This is a genomic window from Psychrobacter sp. DAB_AL32B (assembly GCF_002224105.1).
Lineage (GTDB): Bacteria > Pseudomonadota > Gammaproteobacteria > Pseudomonadales > Moraxellaceae > Psychrobacter.
On sequence record NZ_NEXU01000001.1, the window covers coordinates 1 to 14,402 of the forward strand.

General features: G+C 42.0%; 13 protein-coding genes and 2 tRNA genes. 6 read left to right on the forward strand and 9 right to left on the reverse strand.

Features of this window, described 5'->3' with window-relative positions:
- Both CAN34_RS14360 and CAN34_RS00010 read right to left on the reverse strand, forming a co-directional pair.
- On the reverse strand, positions 1–284 hold a 284-nt coding region (locus CAN34_RS14360), incomplete at its 3' end, for a hypothetical protein (protein ID WP_217320597.1).
- Positions 285–533: 249 nt separating this feature from the next.
- On the reverse strand, positions 534–1,136 hold the full coding sequence (locus tag CAN34_RS00010; RefSeq protein WP_089553909.1) for a YceI family protein: 603 nt from the start codon (positions 1,134–1,136) through the stop codon (positions 534–536).
- A gap of 281 nt (positions 1,137–1,417) precedes the next feature.
- Between CAN34_RS00010 and CAN34_RS00015 the strand changes: the two genes are divergently transcribed.
- Positions 1,418–2,428 (forward strand): NERD domain-containing protein, encoded by a 1,011-nt coding sequence (locus CAN34_RS00015; protein WP_089553910.1) that lies wholly within the window; start codon positions 1,418–1,420, stop codon positions 2,426–2,428.
- Positions 2,429–2,525: 97 nt separating this feature from the next.
- Here the strand turns inward: CAN34_RS00015 and CAN34_RS00020 are convergent, their stop codons facing one another.
- The 4 genes from CAN34_RS00020 to CAN34_RS00035 form a co-directional block, all read right to left on the reverse strand.
- Complete coding sequence (locus CAN34_RS00020; protein WP_089553911.1) at positions 2,526–4,169, reverse strand: GMC family oxidoreductase; 1,644 nt, start codon at positions 4,167–4,169, stop codon at positions 2,526–2,528.
- A 185-nt stretch (positions 4,170–4,354) separates the two neighbouring features.
- Positions 4,355–4,681: a DUF779 domain-containing protein gene (locus CAN34_RS00025; protein ID WP_089553912.1), complete on the reverse strand. Its 327-nt coding sequence runs from the start codon at positions 4,679–4,681 to the stop codon at positions 4,355–4,357.
- A 211-nt stretch (positions 4,682–4,892) separates the two neighbouring features.
- The gene (adhP, locus tag CAN34_RS00030; RefSeq protein WP_079692330.1) at positions 4,893–5,921 is read right to left on the reverse strand and encodes an alcohol dehydrogenase AdhP; all 1,029 of its coding nucleotides are present in this window, start codon (positions 5,919–5,921) and stop codon (positions 4,893–4,895) included.
- 98 nt (positions 5,922–6,019) lie between these two features.
- A complete protein-coding gene (locus CAN34_RS00035) occupies positions 6,020–7,546 on the reverse strand; it encodes an aldehyde dehydrogenase family protein (RefSeq protein WP_089553913.1) in 1,527 nt (508 codons plus the stop codon).
- 299 nt (positions 7,547–7,845) lie between these two features.
- Between CAN34_RS00035 and CAN34_RS00040 the strand changes: the two genes are divergently transcribed.
- The 3 genes from CAN34_RS00040 (at position 7,846) to CAN34_RS00050 (ending at position 11,253) form a co-directional block, all read left to right on the forward strand.
- Positions 7,846–9,771 (forward strand): AAA family ATPase, encoded by a 1,926-nt coding sequence (locus tag CAN34_RS00040; RefSeq protein WP_089553916.1) that lies wholly within the window; start codon positions 7,846–7,848, stop codon positions 9,769–9,771.
- A 123-nt stretch (positions 9,772–9,894) separates the two neighbouring features.
- Positions 9,895–11,070, forward strand: a complete 1,176-nt coding sequence (locus CAN34_RS00045; protein WP_089553914.1) for a type I glyceraldehyde-3-phosphate dehydrogenase — start codon at positions 9,895–9,897, stop codon at positions 11,068–11,070.
- Between the two features lie 92 nt (positions 11,071–11,162).
- Positions 11,163–11,253 (forward strand) — tRNA-Ser (locus CAN34_RS00050).
- A gap of 76 nt (positions 11,254–11,329) precedes the next feature.
- Here the strand turns inward: CAN34_RS00050 and CAN34_RS00055 are convergent.
- From CAN34_RS00055 to CAN34_RS00065, 3 genes are all read right to left on the reverse strand, one after another.
- On the reverse strand, positions 11,330–12,064 hold the full coding sequence (locus tag CAN34_RS00055) for a hypothetical protein (protein WP_254423024.1): 735 nt from the start codon (positions 12,062–12,064) through the stop codon (positions 11,330–11,332).
- A 312-nt stretch (positions 12,065–12,376) separates the two neighbouring features.
- Positions 12,377–12,706, reverse strand: coding sequence for a CopG family transcriptional regulator (locus CAN34_RS00060; protein ID WP_079692326.1), 330 nt, complete (start codon positions 12,704–12,706; stop codon positions 12,377–12,379).
- Positions 12,707–12,908: 202 nt separating this feature from the next.
- Positions 12,909–12,984 (reverse strand) — tRNA-Asn (locus tag CAN34_RS00065).
- Positions 12,985–13,396: 412 nt separating this feature from the next.
- Here CAN34_RS00065 and CAN34_RS00070 point away from each other — a divergent pair.
- Entirely contained in the window at positions 13,397–13,885 is a 489-nt protein-coding gene (locus CAN34_RS00070; RefSeq protein WP_089553915.1) for a M48 family metallopeptidase, read from the forward strand.
- A 47-nt stretch (positions 13,886–13,932) separates the two neighbouring features.
- On the forward strand, positions 13,933–14,402 hold a 470-nt coding region (locus tag CAN34_RS00075), incomplete at its 3' end, for an EamA family transporter (protein ID WP_165767586.1).

Sequence of the window (14,402 nt, forward strand, 5' to 3'; positions counted from 1 at the left end):
GTAATAATAAAAAACCTTTTTCTGATTGCTCTAAGTAATTTAGTTAATACTTCAATATCTTCGATAGATGCTGTAGTAATGGTAAGATGAAAGCAAATATCTTCAGTATTTGATATTTTATTAATATCAAGTTGATATTTAACACTAAAATCAATTTCGTAAGTAATACTACCGTTATTTAACACTATGTCAGAGTCAGTTTGGATAAGGTGCTCAAAGGATCTTACATCAGAACACAGGCTTTCTTTCTTATCGTTAAAAATAAGATATTCTATAATAATCATTTAATAAGTCCTGATTTTCATTCTTAATTTTTTTAGCAATCTAACATAATTAGATGCTAAAAAGCTAAAAATTCATAACTGGATTCTATAGCTTTCATAATATGCGCCCAGCACACCAAAATCTAGACTTAACTGCCATATCGTTGCGCAAGGTGTAGCCTACGCCCAAAAGATTAAGTTTTGAACAAAAAAAGAGTTAATATAATAGATAGTAACTCTTTTTTTTGGTTCTTTTAAGCCTTTCGGAGTTTAATTAGCAGCAATAAGTTTTCCTGATATCTCAAGCGGGATGATATTACTAATCATTTTTGGAAAAGCCGTGACACCATAGCTATAACGATCTACCAAACCCGTAGCGCGAAATTTTAAGGTAGGTTTAGAGGTAACAGGATCATTTTCGACGTCTGATAGTTTTACTCTAACGGTTAATGGTTTGGTTTGACCCAAAACAGTAAAGTCACCGGTCACATTCGCTTCTTTAGGGTTAATCATACTCACTTTTTTTGAAACAAAAGTCATCGTAGGGTATTTCTGAGTATTAAGAAGCTCTTTTCGACGTAAAAATGAATCTCTAAAACCGCGATCAGTGTCAATACTGTCGGTATAAACGGTAAAATTAATAGTCGTACTTGTTGGGTTTTTTACATCATAATTAATAGCGCCGTTCACTTTATTAAACTTACCATCGGTAGTAGCCTTACCCAAATACTTAACCTCAAAGTCCACATTGGTTTTTGGTACATCCAGTTTCCATTTTTGTGGAATGGTCGCGGCCAGCGCCATTGCTGGTAATGATACTAATAGACAGGTACTTAGTGTAATTTTCAGCAAAGAAGTGACACGTGTATTCATAGGTATAATCCAGAGGGTAATATAAAAATTATCGTTACTTAAGATAATTTTACTAAAGATACTTTTTAATTGAGATACTTTTTAATTGAGATACTTTATGAGGCTTTGCGCTAATCTATGCAATTTTTAGTGGTTTATGTGATTAGTAATAATTCGATAGCGTACTACAACTAGGCTGTTGCAATGTATTATTAAAGTTATAAGCCATTAAATAAGTAAGCATCAATAGTTATTTACCACTTAGAATAGGTGTTTTTATCTCCTGTAAATTGGAAGAAATCATGTCCCTTATGTCCAGCTTCAAAGGCGTTTTAGGCGAAACAGTTATCAATGTTGCCATGTGGCTAAAGCTTGAAAAAGATGTCTATCATCGCCTAAACAATATTACCTTACCATTAGCTAATGGCGGTAGTACCCAGATTGATCATGTCATCGTCTCCGTGTATGGTATTTTTGTGATTGAAACTAAAAACTATAAAGGCTGGATATTTGGGAACGAAAAACAGAGGCAGTGGACGCAAGTTATTATGGGTCGCAAGTATAAATTCCAAAACCCATTACATCAGAATTATTTACATATTAAGACGCTAGCAGATTTGCTAGAGCTGGAGTTAAACTACTTCCATTCGATGATTGCTTTCATTGGTGAGTGTGAGCTTAAGACTCGTGATGAGTTACCTGAGCACGTATTGACGAGCGGCATAGCATCTTATGTGAAGAAAAAACAAGATAAGTTATTAACCGACGAAGCAGTCGAGGCTATCGTTGAGCAGATTGAAAGCAATAGATTTAACAAATCTTGGAAAACCAATAGGCAGCATAAAACCTATTTAAAAGACAAGCATAGCCATTCAAATAAGAACCCAAATATTAATTCAAGTAATAAGTCAGTTACTAAGCCTACACCTGAGCCAACAAACACAGAAATTGTTAAAAGTAGAGAAGTATTTCGATGGTCTGGTCAAACGGCGGTTGAGCACGTTGATGCACCGATTGCTTCGGCTAGCCATGATCAGCCTATCAATTCTACTAATCTTGCCAACATTCAGCTGACCAATGAGGATATGATTTTTCTCACACCGTTCGCTGTTTTAGAACCTGAGCCTAAAATTACTGAACACTCTGTCATTAAGCAGGTTGATAATCCCGCTGTATCGCCTGAGACACCTGCTTGCCCAAAATGTAGCGGTGAGATGGTAAAACGTGTCACGAAAAAAGGTCAGCGCCACGGTCAGCGCTTTTATGGTTGTCGTCAATTTCCAAAATGTCGCGGTGTGATGAACATCGATTAACACTAAATCACCATGTTCAGCTATATTAACTGAGTCTTTTTTCATTAACCGCGCATTTTAACAATGTAAGCAATCTTAATCTTGGAAGCAACGTATTTTAAGCAGACACTGGCTCTTTATTCATGTGGTTTGCCTTGATAAGGTCTGCTATTTTTTCGGCAATCATGATCGTCGGTGCATTGGTATTGGCACTGATTAATGTCGGCATTATTGACGCATCAATCACTCGTAATCCACTGACGCCTCGCACCTTTAATTCTAAATCGACCACTGAATCGTTATCTGAACCCATACGGCAAGTTCCGACAGGATGATAGATAGTATCTGATCTATTACGAATATAACCCAGCATGCCGTCTTTTTCGATATAAGGAGCAGGGTAGTCTTCGGTAATATATTTGGCCATTGGCGATTCTTGCATGATTGCTCGCGCACGCTCCGCGCCTGCTACCATATACTCTACATCTTTGGGGTCAGAAAGATAGTTTGGATCTATCAATACGGCGTCAGAGGGATTGGCAGAGTCAAGCCTGACCGTACCGCGACTTTCAGGGCGCAGGTAACAGGTGTGACAAGAAACAGCGAAGCCGCGTTTGATATCACGACCATGATTAATGACACGAGAGATGACAAAGTGTAGCTGAGTATTTGGCCATTCTTTTGGATCATCACCGACGCTATAGAATGCGCCCGCTTCCGCATAGTTGGTAGACAAGAGGCCTGTACCATCCTTTCTCCACTGTCGAATGCTTTTGGTTAGGGTTGGAATAGTCGCCATGCCGACCCCGATGACATCGGTGGTATTCACCTCGTAATCAAATACGACGTCCAGATGATCTTGTAGATTACCTCCAACTTCGGGCGCATCTACCACCACATCGATGCCGTGAGACTGCAAATGCTCAGCAGGTCCAATACCTGATAACATTAGGACTTTAGGCGAGCCAAAAGCACCGCCTGATAATATTACTTCATGACGTGCCATAATGGTATGTTCAACGCCATCTTTTTCATAGACGACACCAGTTGCTTGTTTGTTTTCAATGATAACGCGGTTAGCTTGCGCATGGGTAATAACGGTTAGATTGGGTCGGCTTTGTACCGGATGCAGGTAAGCGGCAGCGGCCGAGCAGCGTTGACCTTGTTTTTCACCATGAAAGTGCGTGACTTGATACAAGCCTGCACCATCTTGCTTTTTGCCATTAAAATCCTCATTACGGTCAAGACCATTGGCAACGGCCGCTTCGACAAATGCTTTTGAGATGTCGCGTGGACTGAGTAAATCACTGACATGCAGGGGTCCGCTATCGCCATGCAGGTCATCGCCACCATGGATATTGTTTTCTGATTTGATAAAATAGGGTAGCACATCGTCAAACCCCCAACCGCTACAGCCTTGTTCAACCCAGTGTTCATAGTCTAGCGCACTGCCGCGCGTATAAATCATCGCGTTAATGGCGGATGAGCCGCCTAAGCATTGCCCACGTGGTTGAAAGCCGCGGCGGTTATTAAGATGCGTTTGCGGCGTGGTATGAAAACACCAATTGTTTAATTTAAGCGGTTTTCCCGGTACCATCAAAATCAGTCCGGCAGGTACACGAATAGCAAGATCTTTACCGTCGCCACCGTATTCTAATAAACAAACGCTGATATCTGGGTTTTCTGTAAGGCGGCTGGCAAGCACACAACCTGCAGAACCACCGCCAACGATGACGTAATCAAAACTTGCTTCAAATTCCATTTTATATTCCTTGTAGCATCCATGCTTATTAAAACGCGCTTGTTAAAATAGGTTACGCTCTACAGTATCTATTATTTTGCTGAAATAACAAAATAAAAATGACTAGAGCGTGTCTTTATCAAAACATAATATAGCAGAACAGTGCGGCGAAGCTAGGTTTACGTTTGTCGTTATTTAATATGACGTTATACCGCACAAACTTCTGAGCGTACCATAAAGCGTTTACCTTCGGGTATTTCTAGCGAAAAGCTTGCACCGCGTCCATTGACTACATCGATGATTAAATCGGTATGTTGCCATAGCTTATACTGCGGCTTGCCCATATAAAACGGACAGCCAGCGAGCTCACCAATGAGCACGTCTTGACCGCCCACTTTAAACTCGCCTAATGGATAACACATCGGCGAGCTGCCATCACAGCAACCACCTGATAGATGAAACATCAACTTGCCATGCTTGGATTTTAAGAGTTCGATCAGCTCTTTACAGGATTCTGTCGCAGTGACTTTCATAATGATTTCCTTATCATTAAAATATAGCTGTAGAAGGTTTTTCACTTAAAATAATTAGAATAGCTTACGACTACACTAAATAAGAATAGAAAAAGCCGTATAATTTTCATTCACATCATTTATAACATGTGAGTGAAAACGATACGACTTATGGTTTGTACTTAGTGTGGTCTAAGACAATGTTGGCTTAAGCCAAGGTCATAAGAAAAAACTACATGCTATAGTCAATGACGATGCGACCTTCGATTTTACCATTACGCATACGCTCAAAGATATCATTGATATTCTCAAGTGGTTCAGCGGCAACTGTGGCTTTTACCTTGCCTGCCGCCGCCATATCTAGCGACTCTTGTAAGTCGAGACGAGTACCAACGATCGAGCCACGAATAGTAATCCCGTTCAAAACAGTATCAAAAATTGATACTGGGAACTCACCGGTTGGTAGACCATTACAAACCAAAGTACCGCCGCGTCGTAACATGCCAAGCGCTTGATCAAAAGCTTTTGCCGATACTGCTGTCACTAGTGCACCATGAGCACCGCCGATTTCTTTTTGTAGATACTCAGCAGGGTCAGTGTTTTTTGCATTAACAGTGACTTTTGCGCCCAGCTTTTTAGCAAATGCAAGTTTATCATCATCAATATCGACCGCAGCCACATTGAGACCCATCGCGATGGCATATTGAACTGCCATATGACCTAGTCCGCCGATACCGGAAATGACGACCCAATCGCCTGGCTTGGTGTCGGTCATTTTAAGACCTTTATAGACAGTGACACCTGCACATAAAACGGGTGCAATCTCAACAGAGTCAACGCTTTCAGGGATAATGCCGACATAGTTTGCATTGGCTAGAACATATTCTGCAAAACTACCGTTAATCGAATAGCCAGAATTTTGCTGCTTCTCGCATAAGGTTTCCCAACCGCCTAGACAATGCGTGCAGTGGCCACAGGCAGAGTACAGCCAAGGAACCCCGACGCGGTCGCCTTCTTTGACGTGAGTAACGCCTTCGCCAACAGCGGTTATCAAGCCTACGCCTTCATGTCCAGGAATAAATGGTGGGCTAGGTTTTACTGGCCAGTCTCCTTCAATGGCATGTAAGTCAGTATGACAAACGCCTGATGCTTGCATCTTGACCACAATTTCACCAGCACCTGGTGTCGGAATATCTACTTCTTCAATCTGTAATGGTTGTCCGAACTCATGTAAAACGGCCGCTTTCATTTTATCACTCATTTTACTTTTTCCTCATTACTGTTGCTTAAGTTATAACGCTATGCAAACACCAATTGAGCACTTTATAGTTTTGCCATAAAGTACTTTGAAAGAGAGGTTTAAAAGAACCCCATCGCTTTAGGACTATAAGAGACCAGCATGTTTTTGGTTTGCTGATAATGATCAAGCATCATTAGATGGTTTTCGCGACCAATACCCGATTGTTTATAACCGCCAAATGCTGAATGGGCAGGATAAAGGTGATAGCAGTTGGTCCAAACGCGACCGGCTTTAATGCCACGACCGAAACGATAAGCGCGAGTGCCGTTACGTGTCCATACGCCAGCACCAAGACCATACAAGGTGTCATTGGCGATAGCCATTGCTTCTTCATCGTCTTTAAAAGTAGTGACGGCAAGCACAGGACCAAAGATTTCTTCTTGGAATACACGCATATCATTCGTGCCTTCAAAGATGGTTGGCTGTACATAGTAACCGTTTGCCATGTCGCCATCATGTTTGGCGAGTTCACCGCCCACAAGGACTTTTGCGCCTTCTTTTTTACCGATATCAAGATAAGAAAGAATTTTTTCTAGCTGATCTGAGCTGGCCTGAGCACCAATCATAGTATCGGTATCGAGCGGGTTGCCCATTTTAATGGCTTTAACGCGGGCGATACAGCGTTTCATAAATTCGTCATAGATGCTTTCATGAACGAGGGCGCGTGACGGGCAAGTACAGACTTCACCTTGGTTCAGCGCAAACATAACCAAGCCTTCAACCGCTTTATCTAAGAAGTCATCGTCTTCATCCATGATGTCGGCAAAGAAAATGTTTGGACTCTTCCCACCAAGCTCTAGCGTTACTGGAATGATATTTTCACTGGCGTATTGCATAATTAAGCGGCCAGTGGTGGTCTCACCAGTAAAGGAAACTTTATCGATACGAGGGTTGGAAGCGATTGGCTTACCGGCTTCAACACCGAAGCCGTTAACGACGTTAAGTACGCCTTTCGGTAGAATGTCCGCGGTGCCTATTAAGTCAAGCATGTACAAAATAGAAGCAGGGGTTTGCTCGGCAGGCTTGAGGACGACACAGTTACCCGCTGCAAGAGCAGGGGCAATTTTCCAGATCGCCATTAAAATAGGGAAGTTCCAAGGAATGATTTGACCGACGACACCTAGAGGCTCATGGAAATGATAGGCAACCGTATCTTCATCAATTTGGCTGATACCGCCTTCTTGGGCGCGGATAACGCCAGCGAAGTAACGCAAATGGTCGATTGCGATTGGAATATCAGCGGCAAGGGTTTCACGTACGGGTTTACCGTTTTCATAACTCTCGGCGATAGCGATTGCCTCTAAATTGGCTTCGATACCATCGGCAAGTTTGAGCAACATCTTGGAGCGTTCGGCGACACTGGTTTTGCCCCAAGCGTCTTTGGCGGCATGAGCGGCATCTAGCGCTGCTTCGATATCAGCAGCTTTAGAGCGCGCAACTTGACAGAATACTTTACCGTCGATTGGACTCGAGTTATCAAAGTACTCACCATCGATTGGCGCAACCCACTCACCATTGATAAAGTTATCATATTTTTTGCGGAATTGGACGGGACTGTTTTCAGTATTGGGATAGGCGTATAACATTAACGACTCCTTGTTGTGTATTATGGCTATTTAAGAATAAATGACTTAATAATAAATGTCTGGTCGTCCTGACCAAGCTACTACTCTATCGTACTGAGCTTTAAGGCAGAGTGATAATGACTTTTTATAATGATATATTTTGTATCACATAACTTAAAGTTATGTGAGCTGTTGTGGTTAAAGTGGTTTGCAAAACAGATGTAGCTGCTATAATTGTGGTCAAATACTTTTAGCTCGTTATGGTTAACCCTTTAATCATGGCAGCTTTCTTTTCTTATACTATTGGTTGGTTTGGATATATGCGTCAATCTTCTGCTCTTGATATCTTAAAAACAGGTCAAAATGTATTTTTGACTGGCTCAGCAGGTTCAGGTAAGACTTATACTCTCAACCAATATATTGATTACCTGCGCGCACGCCGTGTGCCTGTTGCCGTCACCGCCAGTACCGGAATCGCCGCGACGCATATGAACGGCACCACCATTCATAGCTGGTCAGGTATCGGTATCAAAGATGAGCTGTCTGACCGTGATTTGAGCAATTTATCACGTAAGCAGTTTTTAGCGGACCGATTAAAAGATACGGCAGTACTTATCATCGATGAGATATCGATGCTGCATGCCAAGCAGATTAATCTGGTCAGCCAAGTACTTAAGCATGTGCGTAAGAATGATAAAGCCTTTGGTGGTATCCAAGTAGTGGTGGCAGGGGACTTTTTTCAGTTACCACCGATTGGCAGTAAGGGCGAGAGCAATCGTGAAAAGTTTGCCTTTATGTCGGAAGCTTGGCTCGATGCCAAGTTTCATATTTGCTATTTATCGGAGCAACATCGTCAAGTGAGCGAAGCGGCCAATGGCGGGCTTGATTTGGACGATATTCTGAATCAAATCCGCCGTCAAGAAGTGACCTTTGAAGCGATAGCTGCTCTAGAAGCTACTTACGATCAAGATGTTGATATCAAACGCACACGGCTATATACGCATAATCTCAACGTTAATAAAATTAATGATAAAGAGTTGGCGGCGTTATCTGGTGAGATGATGCGCTTTGAAGCCACGTCTGTTGGTGACAGTAAGCTGGTTGAGACACTAAAAAAGACCGTACGTACTCAAGATGACTTGACTCTCAAAGTTGGCTCAAAGGTGATGTTTATTAAAAACAATACCGAACTTGGCGTGTCCAACGGCACCATGGGTGAGTTGATTGGTTTTGCTGCCGTCAAAGTTGATGACAGTAAAGACAATAGTGATGCCTTGATAGCAGAGGATGATGACAGTACTGATACAGTTAAAGATAATAAAAGCGCAAAAGAAAAAGCCAAAAAAGATAAAGAGAAGCCAAAAGCTAAACAGCCAACGACGCAAAAAATGCCAGTGGTTAGGCTCAATTCAGGACGCGAGGTCATTGCTGAGCCTGAAGAGTGGATCATCGAAGATGAAACGGGTGAAGTGCTGGCGAGCTATGAACAAGTGCCATTATGTCTGGCTTGGGCAATTACCATTCATAAATCACAAGGTATGACGCTTGAAGCTGCAGAGATTGATTTGTCACGTACCTTTGAGCTTGGGCAAGGCTATGTTGCATTATCACGGCTAAAGTCGCTGGCAGGTTTGCAGCTGCTCGGTATGAATGACATGAGCTTGCAGCTTGATCCACTAGCGCGCGGTGCGGATAAGCGCTTTTTAGCGCTGTCTGATGAAGCGGATGCAAATTATGCGATGCTTGATGAAGAGAGCATGACGCAATCACATGAGAAATTCATTCTTAAATCAGGCGGTACATTAAGCAAGTCAATAATTGATGCCTACGCTAACCTACAAAAAAAGCGCCGCGAACAGCAGCAAGCTCAAATAGATAAAAAACAGAAATTGGGCAACCAAGTTTCTGATAAATCTGACAGTACATTATTAGCGACGCGGCTGTTATTAGAGGAAAGTTTGTCTATTGCGGAAATTTCTCAAGCACGGCAGCTTTCACAGTCAACGATTATGCGCCATATTGGTGACTTAAAATCTCAAGATCCAAGCTTGGCTTGTGATCATCTGCGTCCAGAGGACGAGGTGATGACGGCGGTTGGCAATGCCTATGTAGCGATTAAAGTCGCTAATAATCCAAACGATTTTAATGATGATGGCAATATTAAGCTGCGTCCGATATATGATCATCTAAAGCAGAGTATTGACTATAATACGATTCGCTTGGCACTGATTTTTATTACGCCATAGCATTTAACAAATCATTTGTATAAGAAGTCTTAAGTTCCGTTAGTATTCTATTGGTTGTACTCCATTTTAGCGTTGAACTTGCAGCGCTCAATTCTTTTTTATATCTTATAGCGATAATTTGTTATGCCTGATTTTTCTAGTGCTACTTACCGTTTGACATCTAACCCTGCTACAGCAGGGTTTCATACGACCAGTGACCAGTCTCAGCCTTTACGAGTGGCTATCAATGGCTTTGGTCGTATTGGTCGCAATGTGCTGCGCGCGCTACTAGAACGCTTTGAGGTGCTAGGACGTGCCATTCATGTGGTGGCGATTAATGATTTGGCGCCGGCTGAGACGTTATTGCATCTACTCAGGTTTGATAGTACACATGGACGCTTGAGTCGATTGGGCGTTACTGCTGATATCGTACAAGATGGTATTACCGATCGTCAGCAAAAACCTTGTCCGGGGGCAGAAAACGACATTCAGCTGTGCTTGACCAAAAACAGTCTCACTTACTGCATCCGTTTATTATCAAGAGAAAACCCGACAACACTGCCATGGAAAGATTTGCAGGTCGATGTGGTGCTTGAGTGTACTGGGAATTATCGCTCATACGAGCAGGCAAGTTTGCACATAGAGGCGGGTGCTAAACAAGTAATTATCGGTGCGGCTCCCTTTGACCATGTCGATGCTTGTATCGTGATGGGCGTTAATAGCGACACATTGACGCGTGATTTGCCCATTATATCGAGCGTTTCTTGTACCACGCAAGCATTGGTACCGCTGATTGATACCCTTGAGAAGGCGTTTGGTGTCAAGTCCGCGATGATGACCGAGATTCATGCAGTGACTGCCGATCAAACCGTACTTGATCAAGCGCACCGTGATCTAAGGCGTGCGCGAGCCTCCGGTTATAATGTTATTCCAACAACTTCAAGCAGTATCGCTGCTACGGAGCGCGTGCTACCGAATATGGTAGGTAAGATAAATGGTCACTCTATCCGCGTGCCAACCATTGATGTGGCGGCCATTGATGTGACTTTCGTGTTCGATACGCCAAACGTTAGTATTGAGGCTATTAGAGACGCACTAAAAACTGCCAGTGAGGGTAGTTTGATAAATATTATGGCCTATACCGATGAGCCATTGGTTTCAAGTGATTTTATTCATCAGACTGAATCGCTCATCATTGATGGTCAACAGCTGATGCAAGTAGGTGAGCAACATAAGGTTTTTGCTTGGTATGACAATGAATGGGGCTACGCTAATCGCATGCTAGATATGTGCTTACATCTTGCCTCAAGCAAGTCTTAGACAAGAAATTAAAAGCCATTAATAAATTAATTTAACTTTTTTTATATAACTGCTTGCATTCTCATTTCAGATCGCTATAATGATGCACAAATGGAGACGTGGCAGAGCGGTTGAATGCACCGGTCTTGAAAACCGACAAGGGTTCATAGCCCTTCGAGAGTTCGAATCTCTCCGTCTCCGCCAAATTCGAAAAGCCCCAATCAGCAATGATTGGGGCTTTTTTTATGATGCTTTTTATAAATTATCTGAATCATACCTCTTATTTTATTAACGACTCATCAAACTCAATTTCCTGTCCATCTACTAAAATCAGCTTACCTTCACTAATAACGATACTTAACCCTGTATTGTTTTTAATGGCACGCATGACATTGATATCTTCAATACTACTGTCGATTATTACTTTACCAGATTGTTCTGGTGCGATTGGTGGATCGAACTGCGTCAATGGTACATTAAAGCTTTTACTTTTGGTCAGCCGCTTTTCTTTCATGGTCAGTGTGCCTTTGAAGCTTTCGATAGCCACTTTGCCATGATTTGAAAGCATAAAGTGGAGCTTCACTTGGCTTAAGCTATCGCTATCGCTGGTTTTGACCGGCAGTAGGGCGATTGGATAATTTTGGACATTAGCACTTTCAGCTTGTTGACTGGTCACAATCGGGCTTTTTTTACCCGTTGGGTTGTTTGGATGTAGGCGCTCATATTCACGCTGTTGTACCAAGGCTTGCTTAATGGTGATACGCGGCATAGCACCTGATTCATAAGCACCGCTGAGTTTCATACGCAGCATATAGCGGCTTAAAAGCTGCCTATCACCTTCAGGTAAACGCTCAAAAGTAGCTCCCAGTTTCTGTTGCCATTGATCAGAGTTGGTCGGTATGGTCTGCTTAGTGGGGTCAGTTTGCGGCTGTGAGCAGCCATTGATGACAGGCAGCATCGCTAAAGTTAGCGTCAAGAACATAGCTTTATTTAAACGTTTATATAAACCAATCATCTGATACCTCCTTGTAAACCTGTATAGATAGTAATGTCTGCTATCTTAATCTATCGCGTCTAAGGGTTGTGTATGTTTATTTATCGATAAATATAATCTTAGGTTTTTGAGATGCGGCTTTGTGAGGTAAGAAGTTTTGAAGTAGAATCACTTAGGATAGTGACAAATGAATTTTTTTAAAAAAGAGCAGCGGGTTTCGCAAGTGAATCAAGTCCAAGATATTATTGCGGGTTGCAAAAAAAGACCAAGCGCCGTTAGGCTAACTTAGTCTTTATTAATATTGACAGCATTGATTGCTTAAACGTTTAAAAGCTACTTATTGTCTTGTAGCTCAGACAATGGATGGGTGATATTGTTATTATGGGTGACGACAATGGCCTCATCAATAATGCGTTGGCTCACACCTTTTTTGCGCAATGTCTCAATAAAAACCTCATCATGTGCGAGCGTATAATCTTGATGATCGCGATCGAGACCTTGACGAATATACAGTCGAATCAAACCTTGAATACGCTTAAAGCCGAGCTCTGATGCAGTTGCTGTTAAAAGCTCAATCATCTCTTCAGATAGGCGAATGCTGACAGGGCGCATGATTTTTTGCGGATGATCAGAAAACTTATTTTTTATACGTACAGGTATCATAATAAACCATTACTATTAGTGAGTAGGGATAAAGCACTCAAGCAAAGCCGACTTGGTTACATCTGCCTTTACCATACAACAAAAGTAGCTAAAAGGACACCGTAGCCGCATTAATAACCATATTAATCGTGCAACAGTAAAAGCCAAAAACGTCAACCATAAAAAAACCTCCATCAAATGAATGATGAAGGTTTTTAGTATATGGCTCTCCAACCTGGGCTCGAACCAGGGACACACGGATTAACAGTCCGTTGCTCTACCAACTGAGCTATTGGAGAATAGATGGTCATAACGACAAGTTTTACAAAGGCTTTAATAAGCACAATTGCTTGTCTTGTTTGCGTTATGTGGGGCACATTTTAGCCAAGTAGCTACAGGCTGTCAACCTTATTATGAGATTAATTATAAATATAGTCGTAATCCATCCAAAATCAGCGGTTATGGCGTTGAAAGTCGGTATCCTATTGCATGGTTTTATGAAATGCGCCAGCAATGCCAGAGACAGACAATACAAAATAAAATTAATATGCCGATAATCACCTGCTACTGCTATCCTTTTGAGAGTGTATCGACTATATCGTTTATTTGAAAATAAAAACCATCGCTGCATAATAGAACGGGCATTATCTATCAGAGCAAAAAAATATTAATAACGTACAATGTAAAAGGTAAGATATTAAGGATAAAAAAGTGACCACATTAAAATATATTGCTCATTATTCTGAGCAAATTCAAAGCCAAGCCGCCATGCTCATTAGTAGTGGCAGATTAGGCGATTATTTGAATAAAAATTATCCAGATAAACACCAGGTACAAAGCGACAAAGCGCTATACCAGTATATCAATGATATAAAAAGTCAGTATATGCGTAAAAGTAACTCGCTGACCCAAGTGACTTATAATAGTAAGCTTACCGTGCTCAAACATGCACTGGGTATTCATACTTATCAGTCTCGCGTGCAAGGCAGTAAACTCAAATCGCATAATAGCATCACGGTGGCAAGCTTGTTCAAAGAAGCGCCGCCTGAGTTTTTGCGTATGATTGTCGTGCATGAGTTGGCACATTTTAAAGAGCAAGAGCATAACAAGGCTTTTTATCAGCTGTGCTGTCATATGGAACCGGACTATCATCAGTTGGAGCTGGATACGCGTTTGTGGTTACATTGGCGTGAGCAGTAATTTAGCTTATTTATCATAATAAGACGGTTTTAAAAGTAGGATAAGCTATGAGTGCGTCAGCACAGCAAGAGGTTTTTGGCAGTAAGAAAGCATGGATTATTCCTTTGCTTTGTTTATTGGCAGGCGGCGCCTTAATCGGCATTTCTACCAATTTAGCAAAATATGCAGGCGAGATTGGTTTGACGCCACTGGCATTTCTCTTTTGGTCGATCACGGGTGCTGCATTCATTTTGTTCACTTATGCGCTTCTACGTCACGAGTTACCACCTTTAAATAAGCCTATTCTCAGGTATTATTCGATTGCAGCATTGGTAAGTATTGCAGCTTCCAACTTAATATTTTTCTCAGCGATTCCGCATGTCGGTGCAGGTTTTGTTGCTTTAATTATCTCCTTGCCGCCGCTCCTTACTTATCTTGCAGCAATCGTACTTCGGATAGAGCAATTTACCAAGCTTCGCGCGCTTGGCGTGGTCGCGGCTCTTGCTGGGGCAGGGGTATTGGCGGCCCGTAAGTTTTC

Excerpts from the sequence above, each read along its gene's own strand:
- CAN34_RS00035 (WP_089553913.1), bottom strand. The coding sequence starts at position 7,546 with ATGTTATACGCCTATCCCAATACTGAAAACAGTCCCGTCCAATTCCGC.
- CAN34_RS00010 (WP_089553909.1), bottom strand. The coding sequence starts at position 1,136 with ATGAATACACGTGTCACTTCTTTGCTGAAAATTACACTAAGTACCTGT.
- CAN34_RS00025 (WP_089553912.1), bottom strand. The coding sequence starts at position 4,681 with ATGAAAGTCACTGCGACAGAATCCTGTAAAGAGCTGATCGAACTCTTA.
- CAN34_RS00045 (WP_089553914.1), top strand. The coding sequence starts at position 9,895 with ATGCCTGATTTTTCTAGTGCTACTTACCGTTTGACATCTAACCCTGCT.
- CAN34_RS00040 (WP_089553916.1), top strand. The coding sequence starts at position 7,846 with ATGCGTCAATCTTCTGCTCTTGATATCTTAAAAACAGGTCAAAATGTA.
- adhP (WP_079692330.1), bottom strand. The coding sequence starts at position 5,921 with ATGAGTGATAAAATGAAAGCGGCCGTTTTACATGAGTTCGGACAACCA.
- CAN34_RS00015 (WP_089553910.1), top strand. The coding sequence starts at position 1,418 with ATGTCCCTTATGTCCAGCTTCAAAGGCGTTTTAGGCGAAACAGTTATC.
- CAN34_RS00055 (WP_254423024.1), bottom strand. The coding sequence starts at position 12,064 with ATGATTGGTTTATATAAACGTTTAAATAAAGCTATGTTCTTGACGCTA.
- CAN34_RS00020 (WP_089553911.1), bottom strand. The coding sequence starts at position 4,169 with ATGGAATTTGAAGCAAGTTTTGATTACGTCATCGTTGGCGGTGGTTCT.
- CAN34_RS00060 (WP_079692326.1), bottom strand. The coding sequence starts at position 12,706 with ATGATACCTGTACGTATAAAAAATAAGTTTTCTGATCATCCGCAAAAA.